Source organism: Desulfobacterales bacterium, from assembly GCA_034520365.1.
Classification (GTDB): domain Bacteria; phylum Desulfobacterota; class Desulfobacteria; order Desulfobacterales; family Desulfosalsimonadaceae; genus M55B175.
Map to the genome: position 1 here is coordinate 256,334 of JAXHNP010000006.1, position 23,050 is coordinate 279,383.

A 23,050-nucleotide genomic window follows, 5' to 3' on the forward strand; every position below is an offset into this window, starting at 1 on the left:
GCACCGGGCGTCATCAAGACATCCGTACGGCTGCCGGCCTGCCCGTGGCTTGCTCAAAAACCGACTTCACGGGTCAAACGGCAACTTTTTCCGCTAAACGCATTCGTCCGTTGAATGATGATTTGATCGTTTTGGGTTTTCCGGATGGAAAAGAAATTCGAGGCGGCGGTTTAATTCAGAAAGGTCTGGGTCTGGAGGAAAATCGGTGGAGCGGGTGCGGGAAAAGATGATTCGACAGAAGGGTGGCGGTTAAAGAACATGGCCATGTCATCTGAATCGAGCAAAACGCCCGATGCGATGATGGCCAGGGATTGAAATGACGTGGGGGTGGGAATGTTTTGCGCGGCTTTTGCCAGAGAGATATCCACACAGCGTTTTTTCCCGCTGTATTGATCCGCATCGCAAGTGCGGCCAAAATTCTGTTGCCCGGCGGACAAATCCCCATGTATCGCATAGTGGATTGCGGAACCGCCGGGGTGGGATTGGCTGAAACAAAGGGCCAGTGCATCCGAACTGCCTGTGGCGATTACCAGGCAGAAAAACAAAGACACTACAACTGCCCTTTTAAATTGTATTCGATACATCTTCATCATAGGGGATTATTAATATGAGTATTAAAAACGAAGAAAACATAAACTTGAAAAACGCACAGGTCAATATTTTTTTTATTCCTTCTCCACCGGAAAGGTCAATGCCGCCCCATACCAGCCGATAACCGTGACCAGCGGGAAAACGGAAATCACCAGAATAAGGTAAATGACGCTGATTCCCCGAAAATTGAGCAGGATGTCCGGAACTGCGGCGCGCATGACAAAAGCCGCGGCCGCAACCACAAACATCAGGATTGACATCCGCTTCTTGATCTTGACCGGCCGCAGCGGTTTTGCCAGGTAGTTGAGCCACCAGGTGTACCACCCGGTCCCAATGGCCACGAGCGAGAAGAGAACCCCGGCGCCTAAGCAATGAAATACAGTGGTATCAAAGGCGGCAATTCCGGTTAACAGATAAAGAACCGTGAACACTGTGGTTGCAAGCATGAAGGCAATGGGGAAATGGACGGTCATGGGGTGAGGGTGCCGGCGGAGCATGGGTATCCGCTCAAGCAGAGCCGATAAAAATTCCGGTACATTTATTTCATCGGTGCCGGTCTCTTTTTTCAAGGTGCCGACCTGGGGGTACCTCTCCAGGACATCAGGTTCATGGGGAGCCGCCTGGATATCCGTGGTCAGGTCGTTGCCGGCACTATGGCGCTTCATATGAATGCCGCCCGTCCACATTTTGCTCCCGCTGACATCATAGACCTTGCCTTTGTGCGCCACATAGATTTTTTCGCTGTCTTTCCCGTTGAAGGCAGCCAGCTCTTCGCGTGTGAATTCTTTCATTTTGGGCTCCGTTGGCAGAATGAGATTATTTACTTTGAATAATCGATAAATTAAGCCCTGATTTTATAATATGCCAAAAGTATCTGCGGCAAAGTTGAAAATCGCTCAATTTAGATCATAGTCGATGCGTTATTGGCTGCCCAGGCGTTTGGCCAGAATTTCTTTGAGAAGCTTGGGATTGGCTTTTCCCTGGGAGGCTTTCATGGCCAGGCCCATGAAAAAGCCGAGCACCTTGGCGTTGCCGTTTTTGTAATCCGCCACGTCATCGGGGTGTTCGGCCAGAATGGCATCAACGATATCCTCCAGTTTGTCTGCATCCGAGACCTGTTCAAACCCGCCCTCGGAGATGATCTGCTCGGGCGGGGCGTCTTTGTCTATCATCCGGGCCAAAACTTCCCGGGCGGCGCCTGTATTGATCTTTTCCTGATCAAGCAGCCCAAGCAGGCCGGCAAACCGTTCGGCGTTCAGGCAGGTGTCTATAAGGCTCTGGCCGCGATCCTTAAGCGCAGGCAGCAAATGACCGGCAATCCAGTTGGCGGCTTTTCGCGGGGCTCTCTCCTGCTGCACCGCGGCTTCAAAAAATTCGGCGATCTCCCGCTCCTGGCTCATGGCAAATGCCTCGGCAGCGGGCAGATCGTAATCGGCCATGAACCGGTCGGCTTTTTGGGCCGGCATTTCCGGAAGCCTCTCTTGAATAGTCTCCAGCCATGCCTGATCCATTCGGATGGCCGGTACGGAAGGGTCCGGCACGCAGGGGCCGGCAAATTTTTCCCGCATGGGTGTCGTGGCCCGCTTGTCCGGGTCCCACAGCCGGGTGTGCAGGGTGACGGGTTCGCCCCGTTCCAGGCCCTCGGCCTGGCGTTGGATCTCATGGCTGATAGCATCGCCCACGTGGTGGATGGAATTCATGTTTTTGACCTCCACCTTGGTGTTAAATTTGTCGCTGCCTGCCGCTCGCAGGGAAATATTGGCATCCGCCCGCATGGTACCCTGTTCCATGCTGCACTCCGTGGCGCCCGTGTAGCGAAGCTTTGTGCGAAGGGATTTTAAAAACTCCATGGCCTCATAAGGGTTTCGCATGTCCGGTTCAGTGACGATTTCGATAAGCGGCGCCCCGGCCCGGTTGAAATCCACCAGGCTGACGGGTGTTCTCCCCTCGGTTTCATGGACCAGCCGGGCCACATCCTCTTCCATATGGATGTGATGGATGCCAAGCCGCCGCGTATTGCCGTTTTCCCCGATAATGTCGATCCAGCCGTTTACCGCCAGGGGTTTGTGGTGCTGGGAGAGCTGGAACCCCTTGGGCAGATCCGGGTAATAGTAGACTTTCTGGTCAAAGGCGCTTTCCTCGGAAATGGTGCAGTTGGCGGCCAGACATCCCAGCACGGCCTTTTCAACAGCCTGCCGGCTGAGCCGTGGCTGGGCGCCGGGTAGCCAGAGGCAGACCGGGCAGGTGTTTCGGTTGGGCGCTTCCCCGGGCTGGTTGGGGCAGTCGCAGAAGAGCTTTGTGGCGGCATTTAACTGCACATGGATTTCAAGACCGATGACCGCTTCGTATTTGGACGTATCAGGCGTCATTTGCTGCCGTCTCCTTTGATGCGCGCATTTATTTTAAGCCCGGCGGCCAGTACCTGGGCATCCGTCATGCGCGGGCCCACGAGCTGCAGGCCGAGATCGGTTTCACCGTCACGGACAAGGCCCGGCAGGCAAAGCGCGGGCAGTCCGGCCAGGCTGGCCGGCAGGGTCATTCCGAAGGCCGCGTAGGTTTCTTCGATGGATTCGGCTCCGCAGGGGTCGGCATTGGACAGACGCGCGGGCAGGGCCAGCAGATGGACGGATTCGAATGCCGCATCCAGACGGCTGACCAGTTTTTGCCGCAGGGCACAGGCATTTTCAAATGCCGGATAATTTTCAAACTGAAAATAGGCCCCCTGAAGCAGAAAGGCTTTGAGCCGGGCGCCGAACGCCTCCCCCCGGGTTTGAAGATACATTTCATTCCAGTTTTGGGCATCCGCCGCCTGAAATCCATAGCGCACCCCGTCATATTTGCCGCAGGAAGACGAGGCTTCAACCGAAGCAATCACCTGGTGGGCGGCGGCAAATTCGTCAAAGCCCGGCAGGTCTATCTCTGTGATGTCAAATCCGGCCTGTTCTGCCTGTGAAAGTCCGGCGGAAAACGCATCCCGGGCGGAGGGGGATAGATCCTGTTCGATCTGCCCGGGAACGCCGATCCGGTTTGGCGCATGCGCAGAAAGCGCCGAGGGGGTCAGGTCCGGCGGCGGATCCGGGGCCATTGAAAAATCGTTTTCATCCGGACCGGCCGCTTCCGCCAGGGCCGCCGCGATGTCGGCCGGCGTTCGGGCCAGAAAGCCGGTGCATTCCATGGATGGCACCAGTCCCACCAGGCCGAATCGGGAAAGCAGGCCGTAAGACGGCTTGAATCCATACCAGCCGGCAAGACAGGCGGTCATGCGGGCTTCGCCCAGAAAATCGGTCACCAGCCCCAGGCTGCCATGTTCCGCGCCAAGGGCGGCTGGCATGGTGCTGCCGTTTATGCCGAACCCCAGCTCCGCCATGCGGGTGCTGCCTGAAAAGCAGGCGCCGGCGGATTTTAACCGGGCCACAGTGGTGGCCTCCATGACTGCATGAAAACCGGTCAATGCCTGGCTGCCGGCATCTGTCAGCCAGTCCCGGACGGATAGATCCGGCTGGATCAGCACCTTTTTGCCGGCCATTGCTCCGTCCCGGCATTCCTGCAGCTCGGATTCGGGTTGATAGGTAAAAATCTCAGCGTTCATAACTGTCCTTTTCTGCTATTCCAAAACCGATGCAACTTTGAAATATCCGCCTTTCACCGCGGCGGCATTTTTAGATAAATCCCCGGATTCCGACAGCTCGCTGACCCTGGCCGCGGTGCCGTCACGAAACCGGTTGGCCGCCGGTATCACGGAAAACAAAGGAGGCTCGGGGCTCTCGGTATTTTCCGCCGCCGCTGCCCGGCTGACTTTTTCGGCCAGGGCTTTGGCCTGTTCAAGGACTGCCCGCATGGGTTCGCGTTCCGCGTCCGAAATGGCGATACGCGAGACCCAGGATAAGGAATCCAAAAGGTCCTTTTGATCCCGGGCCCTCGAAAATGTTGGGCCGCCCTTGATATCGAGCAGTTCAAGCTCGGCCAGCTGCTCCTGTGAAACCTGTGACGGAGCCTGGGTCAGGGGGCAGTAAGCGCTGCGATTTTTGGGAAAGGCGATGACCTCACGGATGGAGGGGGCAGAGAGGATCATGGCCGCCACCCGGTCAAGGCCCAGCGCCATGCCGCCATGGGGCGGGGCCCCGTATTCCAGGGCCTGAAGGAAAAAACCGAATTTTTCCGCCACGTCCGCTTCCCCCAGGCCCAGGGCCTGAAAAATTTTATCCTGCAGGCCCCGGTCATTGATACGAATGCTGCCGCCGCCGAGTTCCTCTCCGTTTACCACCAGGTCATAGGCCCGGGATTTAAGATCCAGGAGCGCATCTTCATCCTCAGGATCAAAGTCGGTGCGATCCGGCATGGTAAAGGGGTGGTGGCTGGATGTAACACCTGTATCCGCGGGTTCAAACAAAGGAAAATCCGTCACCCACAAAGGCTTGTACGCCTCTGCTGGAATCAGGTCCAGCCGGTTGGCCAGGTGAAGGCGAAGCTGGCCCAGGGCGCTACAGACCAGGTGCCAGGACGGATCCGCGATCATCAGGATCACATCGCCGGTTTCAGCCCCGAACCGCTTTAAAACCGCCTCCTGTTCCTTTTTGCTGAAAAACTGGACAATGTTGCTGTCCAGACCGGCCTCCGTCACGCGCATCCAGGTCATGCCCCGGGCGCCGAAACCGGGCACGATGTCCTTGGCATATTCGTTCTGCAGAATGTTTTTGCTCAAGGCCCCGGACTGGCCCTTGACATTGATCCCCTTGATGCAGCCGCCCCGGTCCAGAATCTGCCTGAAAATGGCATAGTTCGTATCCGTAAAGATATCCGTGGCATCTACAAAGGTCATGCCGAAGCGAAGGTCGGGCCGGTCTGAACCCGCGGTGTTCATGGCGTCGGTCCAGGTCATGCGGGGAAACGGCCGGGGCAGGTCAATGCCGCCCACGGAAAACATCCGCGACACCAGCTCTTCGAAAACCCGGTAAATAAATTCTTCGTCAATAAATGCGGCTTCCAGGTCGAGCTGGGTGAATTCGGGCTGGCGATTCGGGCGCAGGTCCTCGTCCCGGAAACACCGGACGATCTGGTAATAGCGCTCCACTCCGCCCACCATGAGCAGCTGCTTGAACAGCTGGGGCGACTGGGGCAGGGCATAAAAGCTGCGGGGGTGATGGCGGCTGGGCACGATATAGTCCCGGGCCCCTTCAGGCGTGCTGCGGGTCAGCATGGGGGTTTCCACCTCGATAAACCCCTCTTCATCCAGAAAATTGCGGATGGTCCGGGAAATGGCATGCCGCTTGATGAGATGATCCTGCATGGACGGCCGCCTCAGGTCCAGGTAGCGGTATTGGAGTCTTAAATCCTCGGTAACCGATTGATCCTGGCGAACCGGCACCCCGGCCAGCATGGATTTTTCCGATATGGGAAAGGGCGGGGTTTTTGACCGGCTCAAAATCTTCAAGTCCGATGCGCTCACCTCCACATCGCCCGTCGCAATATGGGGGTTTTCCGTGCCCACGGCCCGGCGCACCACCTGCCCGGTAATGCGAACGCAGAACTCGTTTCTCAGGTGCTCGGCCTGCTGGCAGACGGCTTTGTCCGTGGATTCAGGGCTGAACACCACCTGTACGATGCCGCTCTGGTCGCGCAGGTGGATGAAAAGCACCTCGCCATGATCCCGCAGGGCGTCCACCCAGCCGGCGAGCATCACCTGCCGGCCGATATGGGCGGTACCCATGCGCCCGCACATGGATCGATCAGGGGACGTCATATTTGTGTGTTTCCTTTTAATTAAAAATGTTAATAATATAGGATTTATGTTTCATAAGCCCTTACCGGATTTTAGGGCGGGTTTAAAGAGATTTTTTATTTCCAAGTTTTTCTGGATGCATATGCCACATACCGACAGCCCCAACAAAAAGGCCACCCGGCTTCCGCCGCGTCTGAAAGGGCTTATGATGACGCTTGGCGGGGCATTCTGCTTTTCGCTGATACCGATATGGGTCCGCTCCATTGATGCCTACTCCTCCATGAGCATCGCCTTCTACCGCGCCTTGTTCGGCATACTGTTTTTGTTTTTCTGGATCCTTCGCCGGCACGGCGGGGTAGAATCCCTTGATTTGCGAAAGCTGGAGCGCAGGCATCTGTTCGTGCTGTTTTGTGTGGGAGTTTCCATGTGCATCACCCCGGTCACCTACTATCTGGCCATTATGAAGATCTCCGTTGCCAAAGCGGTGCTGCTTCATTACACGGCGCCGATCCATGTGGCGATTTTAAGCCCCTTTATCCTCAAGGAAAAAAATACGCCCCTGACCTGGTTTGCAGTAGCTGCGGGGTTATTGGGCACGGCGCTTATCACGGAACCGGCGGGTTTGCTGCAAGGAGATCCGGGTGAGCTGTTGGGCATTGCAAGTGCGCTGGTATCGGGCATCGGCCTTGCCGGGGTGTTTATGTTCGGAAGGTTTCTGGCCGGCCATCTTCCCGCCCAGACCCGGGCTCTCTGGGGATGCGTCATCGTGACGATTCTTCTGCTGCCGTTCGGGATTTTGATTCCTCCCGGATATTTCTGGCAAAACCTGCCGTTTCTGTTTCTGCTCGGCACGGTTTCCCTGGCAATCCCCTACACCCTTTTTTTTAAGGGCGCCAATTACATCACCGCCCAGGCCGGCTCTATCGTGGCGCTGTTTGAACCGGTCTGCGGCATTTTAATCGGCCTCCTGCTTTTTGGCGAGCGCCTGAGCCCGACGGGATGTTTAGGCGCCGGCATAGTGCTGCTGAGCATCTATATCGCCAGCCGGAAATAAGAAATAGGGGTCAAATCTTTAATCTTGACAATTTGAGGATATGGCCGACAAATTGTCAAGATTAAAGATTTGACCCCTAAGACCCGGCCGCCGTGATTATTTCGGCTGCCCGGGCGACTTCGGCTTCGGTGCTCATGCGGCCGGTGCTCAGGCGAAGCGTGCCCTTGGCCCATTTTGCATCCAGACCCATTGCCGAAAGCACATGGGAGACAGAAACCGTGTCCGCATGGCAGGCCGCGCCCGCGGAGGCCGCTACTTGATCCTTTATTTCATCGAGTATCCTGTTGGCCGCCAGCTCGTAAAATGAGATGCTTAGCGTGTTGGGCAGTCTGTGCTCAGGGTGGCCGTTTATTTTTGCATCAGAGATTTCGGTGGAAATTTCTGCTTCCAGCCGGTCGCGCAGGTTCTGCATATGGGTGAAGTTCTTGTCAAAATCTCTTTCTGCGATCTCGCAGGCCTTGCCCAGGCCGGCGATCATTGAAACATTTTCCGTGCCCGCCCGGCGGCCGCCTTCCTGACCCGCGCCGTGACAGAAAGGCTCAAGATGCAGGCCGCTTTTAATGTAGAGGGCGCCGATGCCTTTGGGGGCATAGAGCTTGTGGCCGGCAATGCTTAAAAGCGACAGGCCGGAAATATCGGTTGTCGTCCGGATCTTTCCAGCGGACTGGGCGGCGTCTGTGTGCATGAGAATGCCGTGTGTTTCCGCAATGCCGGCGATTTCCGTTATGGGCTGGACGGTGCCGACTTCGTTGTTTGAGTGCATGATGGAGATAAGGATCGTGTCCGGCCGGATTTCGGATTCAAGCATGCCGGCAGAGACCCGGCCGGTTTCGTCCACCGGCAGGTAAGTGGCCTCAAATCCCTGCCTTTCAAGAAAGCGGAAAACCTCGAGCACAGCGGGATGTTCAATCTGCGAGGTAATTATATGTTTGCCCCGGTCTGCGCGCAGCATGGCCGCGCTTTTTATGGCGTGGTTGTTTGCCTCTGTGCCGCCTGAGGTAAAGATAATTTCTTCCGGCTTGCAGCCCAGAAGTTCCGCAACCCGGCGGCGGGCCGAATCAACCGCCCGCCGCGGGACATCCCCGAATGCGTGTGAGCTGGACGGGTTGCCGAACTCTGTTTCAAGAAACGGCCGCATTGCCCCAAGGACTTCAGGGGCAAGGGGCGTGGTGGCGTTGTAATCGAGATAAATTGTCTGCGGCATCCGTTTTTATCCTTTGGCTTAAATAAGTTGTATTTCCGCGGGGGACTCTCCCCCAGACGGAGGTTAAAAACAGGGCTTAAAGGATAAATCAACCCTGAATCCGGATAATATAAAATTTTATTGGCGCAATTGATCCCGGTCAATTTTTTGTTCACCGTTTTCGGCCATATTTATTTCGCATCACTGCTGCCGACGGGCGAAACATTTATGATCTGCGGGGCAAAAATAGTTATTGAAAAATCGTAAGCTGTCTTGATATTTAAGTAATCAGCCGGATATAGAAACATGTAGAGACGCTGAGGGCTATTCTGTCAACCTTTCTTGTGGGCAAGGGACGCTATGTTTTCAAAGAAATGGGTTAAAGCGTTGGTTTTGGTGGCACTTGGCATTATCATCGGCTTTCCGGTTTTCAGCATGACCTACTACACCATGGTCCGGACATCCACCCCCCAGTTCTGCGCCTCCTGTCATGAAATCGAATACGCCTATAACACCTGGAAGACATCGACCCACCACAACAACGCCCAGGGCTTTGTGGCAGACTGCATGGACTGCCACCTGCCGGCGCCCCACGACACCGTGGATTTTTTCTACACCAAGACGTTGCACGGTTTAAAGGACGTGATCGCCCATTTCACCATGGACGAATACGATCACCACGAAAACCGGATGAAGGCCTACAAGTCCTTTGACAACGCCCAGTGCCGGAAATGCCACCGAAACATTTTGTATATCCCGGAAAAGCGGGGTGCCATGCTGGCGCACCGGTCGTTGGTATATGCCCGGCCCGGCAACGAAAAACGATGCGTAGACTGCCACCGAGACCTGGTGCACAACCCCACGACAACGTATCAATATAAACAATATCAACCCGGTTTGCGTTAATCCGGCTTACATTAACCAATGGGAGGAGGGTATGAAACTTTTTTCAGGTGTCGCGGCCGCTATGGCGGTTTGCTTTTTGTTATTGGCCGCCCCCGTTATGTCCCAGCAAAATGACCAGAAAGCAAAACCGGACATGGCCAAAGTGAAGGAGTTCCGGATCGAAAGGGCCATCTCGGATGCCGGCATCGCCTGCATCCAGTGCCACAAGCGGGAGCATCCGGGGATTTTCGGCGATTGGGCGGCCAGCGGGCATGCCGAGTCGAATATTACCTGCATCGACTGCCACCGGGCGGAGGAGCATGACGACGACGTCAGCAAGCAACACTACAAGCAGTACGAAAAATCGGATTCCAAGTGGGGCCGGTCGCAATACAAGGTGCCGGTGGCCGGCGTGGTGACCCCCAAGGACTGCTCCCGGTGCCACCCGGATGAGGCCAAGCAGTACAGCAAAAGCAAGCATGCCAATACGCTGGAGATCATCTGGAAGATCGACCCCTGGTTAAACGACGGCATGAACAGCGATTTCGAGCGGGCGTCCGGCTGTTACTACTGCCACGGCACGGTGCTCGAAACCGACGAGGAAGGTAAGCTGACCCCCGAGACCTGGCCCAATGTCGGCGTCGGCCGCATGAATCTCGACGGCAGCAAGGGTAGTTGCAGCAGTTGCCATACCCGGCACCGTTTTTCCGTCATGGAGGCCAGAAAGCCGCAGGCCTGCGGGCAGTGCCACCTGGGGCCGGATCACCCCCAGATCGAAATTTATACCGAATCCAAGCACGGCGCCATTTATGATGCATTCGGCGATGAGTACAACTGGGGTGCGGCGCCGGGGACCTGGTCGCCGGGCGTGGATTACCGCGCCCCGACCTGCGCCTCCTGCCACATGTCCGGTGCCGGCTCGGTCCGGACCACCCACGATGTGACCGAGCGCCTCTCCTGGGAGATTCAGGCGCCGCTGACCGTTCGGCCCTCTGAATTTAAAGCCTTCCCTGCTGAGACCAACTGGGAGGTGGAACGGGAAAAAATGCAGGAAATCTGCATGCAGTGCCACGGGGAAAACTGGGTCAAGGCCCACTACGAGACCCTGGACCAGGTGGTTGAAGAATATAATAATGTGTATTTTAAGCCGGCCAAAGAGATGCTGGACAAGCTTTATGAAAAAGGGCTCCTGGATCAGGACCGGTTTTTTGACGAGGCGTTGGAAAACGAATTCTATGAGCTCTGGCACCATGAGGGCCGCCGTGCGCGCATGGGCGCGGCCATGATGGCGCCGGATTATAGCTGGTGGCATGGGTTCTATGAGTGCAAGCATCGGTATAACGAATTCATGAAGGAGGCCAGGGAACTGATAAAAGAAGACCGCAAGGCCCATCAATATGAGGACTATCCCAACGCCACGGGCATCACCACGCGGCCCCCGGAAATTTTTGGGGAAAATAAATGACGGCTTCGCAAAAAGTCCAATATCTTTGTTGCGCTGCATCCCTCGGAATTTCACGTACGAGTAAGTACGCTGCATTCCTCGGGATTTGCGCGCCGCGATCTTGAACTTTTTTCTTTGCCGTCCCAGAATCGACATTTTACGAGTCCATCAATAAATAGCTTAGGCCATTGTGATTGGCTCAGTTGATTTGATTCCGTTAATTTGATTCCGTTGATTGATCAGGGCGGGTTTTGCAACCCGCCTTGTTTTTTTTTAAGATCGGGCTGTGAACCTGGAAGACATGGGAAACATGATATGACACAAGTCTGGATTGCCTTCGGCCTTACCCTGTTTGCCGGAATGGCCACCGGCATCGGCAGCATTATCGCGTTTACCGCCAAGCGGACGAACTATCGTTTTCTATCCGTGGCAACCGGGTTTTCCGCCGGGGTCATGCTCTATGTTTCATTTGTGGAGATTTTTTTAAAAGGCATTGAGTCGCTGACCCTTCAGTACGGGGATTACTGGGGGCACTGGGTCAATGCCGCCTCGTTTTTTGGCGGCATATTGCTGATCGGCGTAATCGACAATCTGATTCCATCGGCTGAGAATCCACATGAACCGCATTCCGAAGAGCTGACCGCCCCGCTTCGCGATCCATCGGCGCCAATTCCGGACTACCATGCAGTTTGTCAGGGCGGCAGTCAAAGCTTGTCCGCATCGGCTGATGAGGGCTCAAACAGAAAGCTCATGCGCATGGGCCTGTTTACGGCCCTGGCGATCGGCATCCACAATTTTCCCGAAGGGCTGGCCACATTTCTGGCCGCACTCCAGGACCCGAAGGTCGGCCTGGCCATTGCCATTGCCATTGCCCTCCATAATATCCCCGAGGGGATCAGCGTCTCCGTGCCCATATTCTATGCCACCGGCGACCGGAAAAAAGCATTCGTATATTCCCTTCTCAGCGGCCTGGCCGAGCCCGTCGGCGCCGGCGTCGCCTATGTGGTGCTTCGCGTTTTGGTAGGCGGCCCCCAAGGCGTGATCCCGCCCCAGTTAATGGGTATTCTTTTCGGCGGTGTTGCCGGAGTTATGGTCTATATCAGCCTTGATGAGCTTCTGCCCACCAGTCAGGCTTATGGAAAGGGCCATGACAGTATTTTTGGGCTGATAGGGGGGATGCTGGTCATGGCCGTCAGCCTGTTGATAATGAAATAGGGGATAATTGATGGATAAATACGGGTTTTAATGTATTCACGCCGGCGCGGGGTTCCTTTATTATACAGACGGACTGCCGGTGCCCTGGCGGAGTAAGCCCGTGGAGGAAGCCATCCGCGGCCGGCGCCTGGATGCGCAAACCATTGAAAAAGCCGCAAAAGCGGTGGTTGAAGGCGCTGACCCGCTGCCCGGCACCGCATATAAGCTGGATCTTTTTAAAGGCGTGATTGAGGAAGAGCTCAACGCTATTCAAGAGGTAACCTATTGAACGAGACAACCGTATTTGAAGCACTGGAAGCGCGGAGGCAGCAGGGCATCCCCTGCGCGCTGATTATCCTGGTGGACAGCCAGGGGTCGGTGCCCGCTAAAAAGGGCGCCAAAATGCTGGTGGCAGAAGACGGCCAAACCATAGGGACGGTTGGCGGCGGAGCCATGGAAAATGAGGCCGCTGAAATGGGCCGCCGGATGATGGCCGAAGGCGAGCCCCGGCTTCTGCATCTGGAGTTGACCGAGGCGGCCGGGTATGCCTGCGGCGGCCGGGTGAGCCTCTATATCGAGCCCATTCTGCCGGCCCCGCGGGTGATTGTCTGCGGTGCGGGGCATGTGGGGCAGGCGGTGTGCCATCTGGCTGCTTATACCGGGTTTTCCGTAACCGCCATTGACGACCGGGAGGATTTCTTAAGCCCGGAGATGCTGCCGGATGCGGATCAGATGCGGGCCTGCGCTTTTGATCAGGCGTTTTCGGATATTTCCGTGGATGCGGATACATTGATCGTGGTCTGCACCCGGGGGCATGCCCATGATTTAACGGTTGTTAAAGCCGCGCTTGAAACCGATGCCGCCTACATCGGCCTTCTGGGCAGCAAGAGCAAGCGGGCCTCGTTTTTTGAAAAACTTCGCGCTACGGGATTTTCGGATAAGGACTTTGAGCGGGTGTATACCCCGGTGGGACTGGATATCGGGGCGGTGACGCCCCGCGAGATTGCCGTTAGCATTGTGGGCGAACTGATCGCGCAAAGGAGGGTTCATGGCCGCAGAATTGGGGGCCATATTGCTGGCCGCAGACGCATCGCAGCGGATGGGGCAAACCAAGCAGCTTCTCCCTGTGCAGGGTGAACCGGCGGTGCGATTTTGGCAGATGCTGGATGCCGGGGTCGAGACCATTGTTGTGGTCCTTGGGGCCGAGCGGGATAAAATTCGGCCGGTCATAGGCGAAATGACAACCGAGTTAATTTTCATTCTTAAGTTAATGGCATTTTTGGGCGCCACCATTTTAGCAAAAAAAATTCGGTTCTTGACCTAAGTCAAACAAACCCCTGCCACACGCCTGTATAAATGAAGTCAAATCGGGGCGATTCCCGAAAAGCTATGAATCTGAAATTGATGGAAACCAATGATACAAAAAGGAGGCAAACGATGTTTTGTTATCAATGTGAACAGACTTCAAAAGGCGAAGGCTGCGACAAAATCGGCGTATGCGGAAAACAGCCGGATGTGGCGGAATTGCAGGATCTTTTGATGTATGCGGTCAAGGGGCTTTCCCAGATCGCGGCTGAGGGCAGAAAGGTCGGCGTGCGGGATCAGGCCATCGATCATTTCACCTGCGAGGCCATTTTTTCCACGCTGACCAATGTGGATTTTGATTCGGACCGGTTTGTGGACCTTATCAATCAGTGCGTCAAACACCGGGAGGCGTTAAAGCAGAAAGTGGATGCCGCCGGCGGGTGGACCGATTTCACCGAAGGCCCGGCCACATTCGTGCCGCCCAAGACCAAGGATGAAATGGTGGCCCAGGGTGAGAAAGTCGGTGTGGAGGCGGAGACCGACCTTGATCCGGACATTCTTTCCTTAAAGGAGACCCTGACCTACGGCCTCAAGGGAGTTGCCGCGTATGCGGATCATGCGGCGATTCTCGGCCAGACGGATGAAAAGGTGTTTGACTTTATCCATGAAGGCATGGCCGCCACCCTGGATACCAGCAAGAGCGTTGATGACATGCTGGGGCTGGTTTTAAAGTGCGGGGAAATCAACCTGCGGGCCATGGAACTTCTTGATGCCGGCAATACCGGTGCATACGGCCATCCTGAGCCAACACCCGTGCCCCTGGGCGCCAAACAGGGCAAGGCGATTCTGGTTTCCGGCCATGATCTAAAGGACCTCGAAGAGATCCTTAAGCAGACCGAGGGCAAAGGCATCAATGTCTATACCCACGGGGAGATGCTGCCCTGCCACGGCTACCCGGAACTAAAGAAATATCCCCATTTTTACGGGCATTACGGCACGGCCTGGCAGAACCAGAAAAAAGAGTTTTCAGAATTTCCGGGGGCTATCGTCATGACCACCAACTGCATCCAGAAACCGCAGGAAGTCTATCAGGACAATATTTTTACCACCGGTCTGGTGGGCTGGCCCGGGGTGACCCATATTGCCAACAAGGACTTTACCCCGGCCATTGAAAAAGCCCTGGAACTGCCCGGCTTTCCGGCAGACACGGACAAGGGGAAGGTGACCGTCGGTTTCGCCAGAAACGCGGTCCTTGGTGTGGCCGACAAGGTCGTTGAAGCCGTCAAGAATAAGGATCTCAGGCACTTTTTCCTCGTTGCCGGCTGCGACGGGGCCAAGCCGGGCCGGAACTATTACACGGAATTTGTTGAAAAAGTGCCCGAGGACTGTGTGGTGCTGACCCTGGCATGCGGCAAATTCCGGTTTTTTGACAAGGATCTGGGCGATATCGGCGGGATTCCGAGGCTCCTGGATGTGGGCCAGTGCAATGACGCCTATTCCGCCATTCAGATCGCCTCCGCCCTGGCGGACGCATTCGGCGTGGAGGTCAATGATCTGCCGCTTTCCATGGTACTTTCCTGGTATGAACAGAAAGCGGTGGCCATCCTGTTGACCCTGCTTTACCTGGGGATTCGCGACATCCGGCTGGGGCCGAGTCTGCCGGCGTTTGTGTCGGAAAACGTGCTTAACGTGCTGGTGGACAAATTCAATATCATGCCCATCAATACGCCGGATGAGGATTTGCAGGCCATTTTGGGCTAGACGGGAATTTACCGACTTGTCATTATCGAGGAGCGGCAGCGACGAGAAATCTTTGTGCGATATAAGCAACTGAAAGATCTCTCGCTGTCGCTCGAGATGACAATTTAAGTAAAATTGAACAATTTAAAACCAGATTTGCAGAAAATAATTGTTACAATCCGATTTAATATAAGGAAATCCTAATATGATGGAGCGACATGAGCTGTTCAAAGATGTGGGATTCAAGGAGAATGCGCCGTACAATTACCTGGTCCATGACTCCCCGTATTTCAAGGTAATCAATTTTAACTTTAAGGCCGGGCAAACGCTGCCGGTCCACTCCCATGATATTGAAGGTCAGCTGACCATTGCGGTTCTGGAGGGCCGGGGCAAGTTTCTGGGAAAAGACGGGGCGGAGATACCCGCAGAGACCGGGGATGTCCTGGTCTCTGATATCGCCGAGCCCCACGGCGTCGAAGCAGAAACCGACATGCGGGTGCTGGTCACCATTGCCCCGCCGATATAGGGTGTGACTTTTATGGAACGCGTTGAAAAATATATCCCTCCGCCGAACAACCGAACCCATGATAGGGATTCAACCTTTTTAAGCGAGGTGGTTCGGCGCTCCGGGGTCAATGTCAGCCTCTGCTGGCACTGCCGGTGCTGCGGAAGCGGCTGCCCCTTTGCCGCGGATATGGATTATCTGCCCAATACCATCCTTCGGCTGGTCCAGTTCGGCTTGAAAAGGGAAGCCCTTGAAAGTTCGGCCATTTGGATATGCGTCGGATGTCATACCTGTTCCATGGAATGCCCCCAGGCGATCGATATGGCGGCGGTCATGGACACGCTTCGGGAGATGGCGATGGAGTCCGGAATTCAGGTGGGGGAGCCGGATATTTTAAAGTTCCACAACGAGGTGCTGAAATCCATCCACCGATACGGCCGGACCCATAAACTGGAAATCATGATGCGCTACAAGCTGTGGAAGCAGGATTGGTTCAAGGATCTGGATGTAGGGCTGAAGATGCTTTCAAAGCGCAAGCTTGACCTGATGCCGTCAAAAGTCAGAAATCTTGGAAAAATCCGGCAGTTGTTTGTTGCGGAGCGGGAGGAGAAAAAGAAATGAATCCGGGCCGGTTAAAGGAGATTTCATATTTTCCCGGGTGTTCTCTTGCCACCTCGGCACGGGAAAATAATCAGTCAATGTTAACGTTTTGCCGGCAATCCGGCATCGATCTGGTTGAGCTGGATGACTGGAACTGCTGCGGGTCATCATCCGCCCATAGTGTCGACCCGGAAGTCGGATCTCAGCTGCCCGCCCGGAACCTTTCACTGGCCCCGGCCGGCCGCCCCCTGCTTGCCGCATGCCCCAGCTGTTATCTCCGTCTGAAAATAACCCATCAAAAGCTTTTAAAGGACAAAGACGCCCGGAGAGCGTATCATTCGCGCTGGGGCCGGCCCTTTAATCCGGAACTTGAAATCATCCATTTTTTTGATTTGCTGGCCGGCATGGCCGATGCCGGCAACTTTGGGGATCGCTTAAACCGGCTTAAGGGATTGCGGTTTGTGCCGTATTATGGCTGTATGCTGGCAAGGCCGCCGCAATTGCGAAACGAAAGAAACTTCCATGGCACCATGGAAAACTTTCTTTCATCCCTGGGGGCGGAACCGCTGCCCTGGTCCCATAAGTCCCGATGCTGCGGCACGTTTTTATCGGTTTCCCGACCGGATATTGCCGCCCGGAGTGTACGCAAAATTATGGACGGCGCCGCCCAGGCAGGGGCTGAATGTGTGGTCACCGCCTGCGCCATGTGCCATTTAAATCTTGAAATCCGGAGTGCGCTGCCGGGAAAGATACCGGTGCTGCATTTTTCGGAACTGCTCTCCCTTGCCATGGGCATTGGCGGCGGTATGGGCTGGTTCCGCCGGCACCTGATCGATCCGCGCCCGCTGCTCAAGTCCCGCCGACTGATCGCCTGATTATCCGCTCGGGATTGAACTTTAAAGATTACGAATTATCTTTAGTTAAGCCACAATGTGGTATCTAAATTTAGGTAGCAGTGTGTGGGCGGATTTTACTCAACTTGAAAAACAGTTTAGGATAAAGGGTGTTTGAAAAGGGGGTGTTAGCCATGTGGGAATATACGGACGAAGTCAAAGATCATTTTTTGAACCCCCGCAATGTCGGGGAAATTGAAGATGCCGACGGCGTGGGGGAAGTCGGATCAATGGCATGCGGCGATGCGCTGCGCCTGATGCTCAAGGTCGATGAAAACCAGCGGATTGCGGATGTGAAGTTTCAGACATTCGGGTGCGCCAGTGCCATTGCTTCATCCTCGGCCCTTACCGAACTGGTCAAGGGGATGACCCTTGAAGAAGCGGAAAAAATCACCAACGACAATATCGCCGAATATCTGGGCGGGCTTCCCAAAGAAAAAATACATTGTTCCGTGATGGGCCAGGATGCCCTTAAACAGGCGATTTTAAACTATCGCGGGGTTCGTGAGGCCCCGGCGGCCGAAGGCAATGTGGTGTGTGAATGCTTCGGGGTCACGGACAAGCAGATTGAAGACGTGGTAAAGGCCCATGATCTGAAAACCATTGAGGATGTCACGGATTATATAAAAGCCGGCGGGGGGTGTGGCAATTGCCATGAAAATATTCAGGCCATAATTGACACGGTGCACAAAAGAGAAGCGCAGCCGGCGGCTGCCGGAAAAAAGCTTACCAATGTTGAGAAAATCAAGAGGATTGAGGAGACATTAGAGCGGGAGGTCAAGCCGGCACTTAAAAAAGACGGCGGCAGTATTGAGCTGATCGATGTGGAGGGCGACACCGTTTACGTGAAGCTCATCGGCACCTGCATGAATTGCGCTACTTCCGATGTTACGCTCAAGCATTTTGTGGAGGCCAAGCTGCAGGAATTCGTCACACCGGAGCTGGTGGTTAAGGAGGTCAAACAATGACTGTGATCTATATGGATAATAATGCCACCACCCGGGTGGCAGACGCGGTCCTGGACGAGATGATGCCTTATTTTACCGAGTTCTACGGCAATCCGTCGAGTATGCATTCGTTCGGCGGGCAGGTGGGCCAGAAAATCAGTGCGGCAAGGGGAAAAATAGCTGAGCTGATCGGGGCATCGCCGGAGGAGATTATCTTTACCGGAAGCGGCACGGAAAGCGACAACACCGCCATAATGGCGGCGCTTAAAGCCCATCCGAACAAGAAACATATTATCACCTCCCGGGTTGAGCATCCGGCGATTAAAAATCTGTTCGAACATTTGGCCAAAACCGGCTACCGGGTGACCTGGGTACCGGTGGATCGCCACGGCATGCTGGATCTGGATTATCTGTATGCGCATTTAAGCGATGATACCGCGGTTGTCAGCCTGATGTGGGCGAACAACGAAACCGGCGTTATTTTTCCGATCGAAGAGATTGCGGACCGGTTAAGATCGCGGGGCATCGTCTTTCATACAGATGCGGTCCAGGCCGTGGGGAAAATACCGGTGGATGTGGGCCGCACCGGGGTGGACATGCTCTCGCTGTCCGGGCACAAACTTTATGCGCCAAAGGGGGTCGCAACGCTTTATGTGAAAAAGGGAACTCGGTTTGCGCCGTTTCTAATCGGCGGCCACCAGGAGCGCGGCAGGCGGGGCGGAACGGAAAACACCCCGGGGATTATCGGACTGGGAAAGGCGGCGGAGCTTGCCGGAGAGCATTTGCAAGATGATATGGCCCGGGTTAAGTCGTTGCGGGACAAACTGGAATCCGCTATACTGGAGAATATTCCGAATGTTTTGCTAAACGGCGATAAAGATCGCCGGCTGCCGAATACGCTGAGCGTCAGTTTTGAATATGTGGAGGGTGAAGCCATCCTGTTGATGCTGGATCAGCTGGGTATCTGTGCATCGTCCGGCTCCGCCTGTACATCCGGCTCGCTTGAGCCCTCGCATGTTCTCCGCGCCATGGGGGTGCCTTTTACCGCCGCGCACGGTTCTATCCGGCTCAGCCTGAGCGTCTACAATACGGATGAGGAGGTTGATTTTGTGATTGATAACCTCCCGGCGGTCATTGACCGTCTCCGGCATATGTCGCCTTTCTGGAAGCGGGCCGCCTGCCAGACGCAGTAGATAAGGCGCTGAGGCACTAAGGCACTGAGGCACTGAGTCTCTTAAACCCTGAACTGTGAACTCGAAACATTTGGCGGATGCGCTATCGCTTATCCACCCTGCTGATTCGTACTGAGGCAATGAGGTAATGAGGCAATGAGGCACGGTAAATTTGTTCTATCTATTTTTCAGGCGGGCACGGTGGTCCCGCCCTACGCGATAATGCCGACATTTTGTAGGGTCGGCCACCGTGCCGACCTTACATGCTTAAAAGAAGGCTGAAACAGGCTATTAACTATGAAACCAGATGATGAAGCCCGCAGGGCGTCCGCCTGCCGCGATGAAATTTATAGTTATTCCAGATACCGCAGCCGGCTCAATGAGCTGGTGGATCGAATAGCCAGCGGCTGCGATGACACGCGCTGCTATTCCCATGTCGACTATGAGCAGCTGCCCTCGCGGACCGCGGTAATAGAGATGATCCATAAATTCCGGGAAATTCTGTTTCCCGGCTACTTCAGCCGGGCGAAGCTCGATCCGGCCAATTTAAGCTATCATATCGGCCAGACCGTGTCCGAACTTTTTGATATCCTGGCCGAGCAGATTTCGCGAAGCATCCGCCACGAGTGTTATAAATATGATCTTGAGTGCTCGGACTGCACGGAACAGGGCTATCAGCATGCGCTTGGCCTGATTGAAGCCATTCCGGAGATCCAGGATATTCTCGCCCAGGATGTGATCGCCTGCTTTGAGGGCGATCCGGCGGCAAAAAGCTATGATGAGATTATTTTCAGCTATCCGGGGATACTGGCCATTACCGTGCACCGGATTGCCAGGCGGCTTCACGAGATGGGGATTCCGCTTTTGCCCCGGATGATGACCGAATACGTCCATTGCGAGACCGGCATTGATATTCATCCGGGTGCGGCTATCGGTGAGCGGTTTGTCATTGACCACGGGACGGGCATCGTCATCGGCGAGACCACGGAAATCGGGCCCAATGTCCGCATCTATCAGGGGGTTACTCTGGGGGCCTTATCCGTGCCCACGGACAAGAGCGATGAGATGCGGGATAAAAAGCGGCACCCCACCATTGAAGAGGGCGTGATCATCTATTCCGGGGCCACCATTTTGGGCGGGGACACGGTTATCGGCGCGCGGTCGGTTATCGGCGGCAATGTCTGGATCACCCAATCCGTGCCGCCGGGGACAACGGTATTGCTGGACTCCCCGCGGCTGATCTATCGCTGAGAAGGCAGGAAAATGACGGAGCGGCACAAATCGTTTTTAAGCGGCGAAGTAGGCCTGGGCCTGCCGGTGCATCTGATTTAACTGATCGGTCAGGTTCTGGCGAATTTTTTCGATCTGTTCTTTATCGGCATCCGCCGGGACGAAAATGGGCGGGGCATAAAAAAAGATAATATGGCTAAACGGCAGGGGCAGAAGGGTTTTATCCCAGCTGTTAAAGAGTTTTTTGCGGTTGGCCCAGCACATCACCGGAATAAGCGGAAGACCGGTTTTTTGGGCGATTTTAATAATGCCGGTCTTGGCGACGCCAAAGGGGCCTCTGGGCGCATCTGCCACCAGACCGGCACTGCACCCGGTTTGATTGACCTGTTCAATCATTTCATACATGGCTTCTTTTCCGCCCCTGGAGCTTGAGCCCCGGACGGATTGAAAACCGAACAGGCGGAGAACTCGGTTAATTAAATCCCCGTCTTTGCTTTGGCTTACCATTATCAGGCCATTTCTGTTACGGAAGTGATAGACATAGTAAAGCAGGCCCTGATGCCAGGAAACAAAAAGGAGGGGTTTATTCTTGCGAAGGTATTGATCCTCATGTTCCTTGCCGAATACGGTCACCCGGCAGGTCCGGTAGATCATCTGGGCGAGGGCATAAAAAATAAATGATGCGGCGGAAAACAGTAGCCTTGTTTTCCAGTCAATTTGTTTCTTGCTTGCCATGGTAGTTTTTTCTTACGAGGGGGCAACCATATTTATATTTATTTTAGAACCTTGCGCCACTGTCATTCCGAGGCGCGCAAGCGACGAGGAATCTTGTAGGAAAAGATTTCTCGCCGCCGCTCGAAATGACAGTATGGACGGATTTTGAGCACCTCTTTGAGTTGCTTTATTGCCATACGCCTTTTAAAAGATTTATCACCGTTTCACCCCCCTGGGTGTTGGCATATTTTAAAACAATCGGGATAAATTGGGATACCATCCCCTCATCCAGTCCCAGTTTGGAAAACTGATTCTTCACCGTATTGAGCCGATTGACATTTTCAGCGGTCTTTTTGAGCGATCCCAGTCCTTCCGCGGCATCGCCCATTTTACCGGACAACCCGGAGGATGATTCTGAAACATCCGGAGCAGCGGAAATCAATTGGCTGATCCCCGGAAGCGATTCTGAAACCTTGCCAAACTCGTCTTCCGAAAGACCCTTCTGAGCCATCTGGAACAGGGAGCCGGCCCCGCCGGTGGCCTGTTTTTCAGTTACCCCCAGCTGATCGGTAAGCATTTTGACAAGGCCCATTGCGTTTGATGTATCCGCGGAAAAAGCCGGGCCGGTCCAAAGGAAACCGAGCAGGCCGCATATGATCCCGATACGAATAAAAACTCCTGTTTTCATAATAATTTCTCCAATGGCTATAAGATTCTGATGGATTAATGGGGTTAACCCGAGAGGTTAACCTAAAAATAATGGTTCAATTTTCGCGCTAAACTAATCCAACTTTATTATCCCAGTGGGGCAAACGCAAGGCGATATTAAAATTTTTGGACTTTATGGTTTGAATTTATTGCATGCCAGGGATATTCTTACAAGTATTGACGGCTTAGCCGGGCATCGGTTTTTAATCTTCAGCTGACGAAGGATCAATAATTATGAAAGTCTTTTCTACCGTCCGGTATACGATCGGGGCGACCCCTTTGGTTCGGCTTAAAAGGATGAGCGCGGACCTGAACGCGGAAATTTTGGTAAAACTCGAGTTCTTTAATCCCCTGGGAAGCGTCAAGGACCGGATTGCCGCGGCCATGATCGAAGCTGCCGAAAAAGAGGGGAAAATCGGACCGGATACCCTGATTGTGGAGCCTACCAGCGGCAACACCGGCATTGCGCTGGCCTTTATCTGTGCCGCCAAGGGCTACCGGCTCTGTCTGACCATGCCGGAGACCATGAGCATGGAGCGCAGAAAGCTCCTTTCCCATCTCGGGGCGGAGCTCGTTTTGACCGAGGGCAAATACGGGATTAAGGGGGCGGTTCAGACCGCACAGGAGATTTTAGCCGCCAATAAGAACGCCTTTATGCCGGATCAGTTCTCCAATCCCGCCAATGCCAAAATTCACCGGGAGACCACAGCCGAAGAGATCTGGAATGATACCGAAGGCGGGGTGGATATTTTTGTGGCGGGTGTGGGCACGGGCGGCACGATTACGGGGGTGGCCCAAATGATCAAGGAGCGAAAGTCCGGATTTAAGTCAGTGGCCGTGGAGCCCGCGGATTCGGCTGTACTCTCCGGCGGGGAGCCGGGCCCCCATAAACTCCAGGGCCTTGGCGCCGGTTTTGTACCGGAGGTGCTGGACCGCTCGGTTATCGATGAGGTGCTTACTGTGGGGGCCGGGGAATCCTTTGAAACCGCCCGTCGGCTGGCCCGGGAAGAAGGGCTTTTGTGCGGGATTTCGTCAGGTTCCAATGTGGCGGCCGCCCTGCGCATCGCCGCACGGGAAGAGGCCGCAGGGAAAACCATCGTCACGGTGCTGCCCAGCACCGGTGAGCGCTATATCAGCACGGACCTTTTTTTATCCGAGTAAGTTCT

At 54.8% G+C, this 23,050-nt stretch carries 23 protein-coding genes; 15 read left to right on the top strand and 8 right to left on the bottom strand.

Annotation, left to right across the window (positions count from 1 at the left end; translation table 11 throughout):
* Positions 1–170 precede the first annotated feature (170 nt).
* The 5 genes from U5L07_09125 to aspS all read right to left on the bottom strand — a co-directional run bounded on the left by U5L07_09125 (position 171) and on the right by aspS (position 6,331).
* Entirely contained in the window at positions 171–551 is a 381-nt protein-coding gene (locus tag U5L07_09125; protein ID MDZ7831896.1) for a hypothetical protein, read from the bottom strand.
* A 114-nt stretch (positions 552–665) separates the two neighbouring features.
* Complete coding sequence (locus tag U5L07_09130; protein MDZ7831897.1) at positions 666–1,382, bottom strand: cytochrome b5 domain-containing protein; 717 nt, start codon at positions 1,380–1,382, stop codon at positions 666–668.
* A gap of 129 nt (positions 1,383–1,511) precedes the next feature.
* Positions 1,512–2,960, bottom strand: a complete 1,449-nt coding sequence (gene gatB / locus U5L07_09135; GenBank protein ID MDZ7831898.1) for an Asp-tRNA(Asn)/Glu-tRNA(Gln) amidotransferase subunit GatB — start codon at positions 2,958–2,960, stop codon at positions 1,512–1,514.
* Positions 2,957–4,180, bottom strand: coding sequence for an amidase family protein (locus tag U5L07_09140; GenBank protein MDZ7831899.1), 1,224 nt, complete (start codon positions 4,178–4,180; stop codon positions 2,957–2,959). Before U5L07_09140 ends, gatB begins: the two co-directional genes overlap by 4 nt.
* A 15-nt stretch (positions 4,181–4,195) precedes the next feature.
* Positions 4,196–6,331: an aspartate--tRNA ligase gene (aspS, locus tag U5L07_09145; GenBank protein ID MDZ7831900.1), complete on the bottom strand. Its 2,136-nt coding sequence runs from the start codon at positions 6,329–6,331 to the stop codon at positions 4,196–4,198.
* Between the two features lie 121 nt (positions 6,332–6,452).
* Here aspS and U5L07_09150 point away from each other — a divergent pair, with 121 nt between their 5' ends.
* The gene (locus U5L07_09150) at positions 6,453–7,364 is read left to right on the top strand and encodes an EamA family transporter (protein ID MDZ7831901.1); all 912 of its coding nucleotides are present in this window, start codon (positions 6,453–6,455) and stop codon (positions 7,362–7,364) included.
* A 76-nt stretch (positions 7,365–7,440) separates the two neighbouring features.
* On the opposite strand, the gene U5L07_09155 is transcribed toward U5L07_09150, so the two are convergent.
* A complete protein-coding gene (locus U5L07_09155) occupies positions 7,441–8,568 on the bottom strand; it encodes a cysteine desulfurase family protein (protein ID MDZ7831902.1) in 1,128 nt (375 codons plus the stop codon).
* A gap of 339 nt (positions 8,569–8,907) precedes the next feature.
* On the opposite strand from U5L07_09155, the gene U5L07_09160 reads away from it, so the two are divergent.
* The 13 genes from U5L07_09160 (at position 8,908) to U5L07_09220 (ending at position 20,483) form a co-directional block, all read left to right on the top strand.
* Positions 8,908–9,453, top strand: a complete 546-nt coding sequence (locus U5L07_09160; protein MDZ7831903.1) for a NapC/NirT family cytochrome c — start codon at positions 8,908–8,910, stop codon at positions 9,451–9,453.
* A 97-nt stretch (positions 9,454–9,550) separates the two neighbouring features.
* Complete coding sequence (locus U5L07_09165) at positions 9,551–10,897, top strand: multiheme c-type cytochrome (protein MDZ7831904.1); 1,347 nt, start codon at positions 9,551–9,553, stop codon at positions 10,895–10,897.
* A 294-nt stretch (positions 10,898–11,191) separates the two neighbouring features.
* Positions 11,192–12,091 (top strand): zinc transporter ZupT, encoded by a 900-nt coding sequence (zupT, locus tag U5L07_09170; GenBank protein ID MDZ7831905.1) that lies wholly within the window; start codon positions 11,192–11,194, stop codon positions 12,089–12,091.
* A 100-nt stretch (positions 12,092–12,191) separates the two neighbouring features.
* Positions 12,192–12,359, top strand: coding sequence for a hypothetical protein (locus U5L07_09175; GenBank protein MDZ7831906.1), 168 nt, complete (start codon positions 12,192–12,194; stop codon positions 12,357–12,359).
* Positions 12,356–13,207 (top strand): xanthine dehydrogenase accessory protein XdhC, encoded by an 852-nt coding sequence (gene xdhC, locus U5L07_09180; protein ID MDZ7831907.1) that lies wholly within the window; start codon positions 12,356–12,358, stop codon positions 13,205–13,207. Before U5L07_09175 ends, xdhC begins: the two co-directional genes overlap by 4 nt.
* Positions 13,197–13,394: a hypothetical protein gene (locus U5L07_09185; GenBank protein MDZ7831908.1), complete on the top strand. Its 198-nt coding sequence runs from the start codon at positions 13,197–13,199 to the stop codon at positions 13,392–13,394. Before xdhC ends, U5L07_09185 begins: the two co-directional genes overlap by 11 nt.
* Positions 13,395–13,507: 113 nt before the next feature.
* Positions 13,508–15,136, top strand: a complete 1,629-nt coding sequence (hcp, locus tag U5L07_09190) for a hydroxylamine reductase (protein MDZ7831909.1) — start codon at positions 13,508–13,510, stop codon at positions 15,134–15,136.
* 184 nt (positions 15,137–15,320) lie between these two features.
* Positions 15,321–15,641: a cupin domain-containing protein gene (locus tag U5L07_09195; protein ID MDZ7831910.1), complete on the top strand. Its 321-nt coding sequence runs from the start codon at positions 15,321–15,323 to the stop codon at positions 15,639–15,641.
* A 12-nt stretch (positions 15,642–15,653) separates the two neighbouring features.
* Positions 15,654–16,241 carry a 4Fe-4S dicluster domain-containing protein gene (locus U5L07_09200; protein ID MDZ7831911.1) on the top strand — a complete coding sequence of 196 codons (588 nt, stop codon included), beginning with the start codon at positions 15,654–15,656 and terminating at the stop codon, positions 16,239–16,241.
* Positions 16,238–17,095 carry a heterodisulfide reductase-related iron-sulfur binding cluster gene (locus U5L07_09205; protein MDZ7831912.1) on the top strand — a complete coding sequence of 286 codons (858 nt, stop codon included), beginning with the start codon at positions 16,238–16,240 and terminating at the stop codon, positions 17,093–17,095. The genes U5L07_09200 and U5L07_09205 overlap by 4 nt, the downstream gene beginning before the upstream one ends.
* A 152-nt stretch (positions 17,096–17,247) precedes the next feature.
* The gene (gene nifU / locus U5L07_09210) at positions 17,248–18,081 is read left to right on the top strand and encodes a Fe-S cluster assembly protein NifU (GenBank protein MDZ7831913.1); all 834 of its coding nucleotides are present in this window, start codon (positions 17,248–17,250) and stop codon (positions 18,079–18,081) included.
* On the top strand, positions 18,078–19,253 hold the full coding sequence (gene nifS, locus U5L07_09215; protein ID MDZ7831914.1) for a cysteine desulfurase NifS: 1,176 nt from the start codon (positions 18,078–18,080) through the stop codon (positions 19,251–19,253). The genes nifU and nifS overlap by 4 nt, the downstream gene beginning before the upstream one ends.
* 276 nt (positions 19,254–19,529) lie before the next feature.
* Positions 19,530–20,483 carry a serine acetyltransferase gene (locus tag U5L07_09220; GenBank protein MDZ7831915.1) on the top strand — a complete coding sequence of 318 codons (954 nt, stop codon included), beginning with the start codon at positions 19,530–19,532 and terminating at the stop codon, positions 20,481–20,483.
* 36 nt (positions 20,484–20,519) lie between these two features.
* Here the strand turns inward: U5L07_09220 and U5L07_09225 are convergent, their stop codons facing one another.
* Entirely contained in the window at positions 20,520–21,197 is a 678-nt protein-coding gene (locus U5L07_09225) for a lysophospholipid acyltransferase family protein (protein ID MDZ7831916.1), read from the bottom strand.
* A gap of 166 nt (positions 21,198–21,363) precedes the next feature.
* Positions 21,364–21,864, bottom strand: a complete 501-nt coding sequence (locus tag U5L07_09230) for a DUF2780 domain-containing protein (GenBank protein MDZ7831917.1) — start codon at positions 21,862–21,864, stop codon at positions 21,364–21,366.
* 254 nt (positions 21,865–22,118) lie between these two features.
* Between U5L07_09230 and cysK the strand changes: the two genes are divergently transcribed.
* Positions 22,119–23,045, top strand: a complete 927-nt coding sequence (gene cysK, locus U5L07_09235) for a cysteine synthase A (protein ID MDZ7831918.1) — start codon at positions 22,119–22,121, stop codon at positions 23,043–23,045.
* The last annotated feature ends 5 nt before the right edge of the window (positions 23,046–23,050 follow it).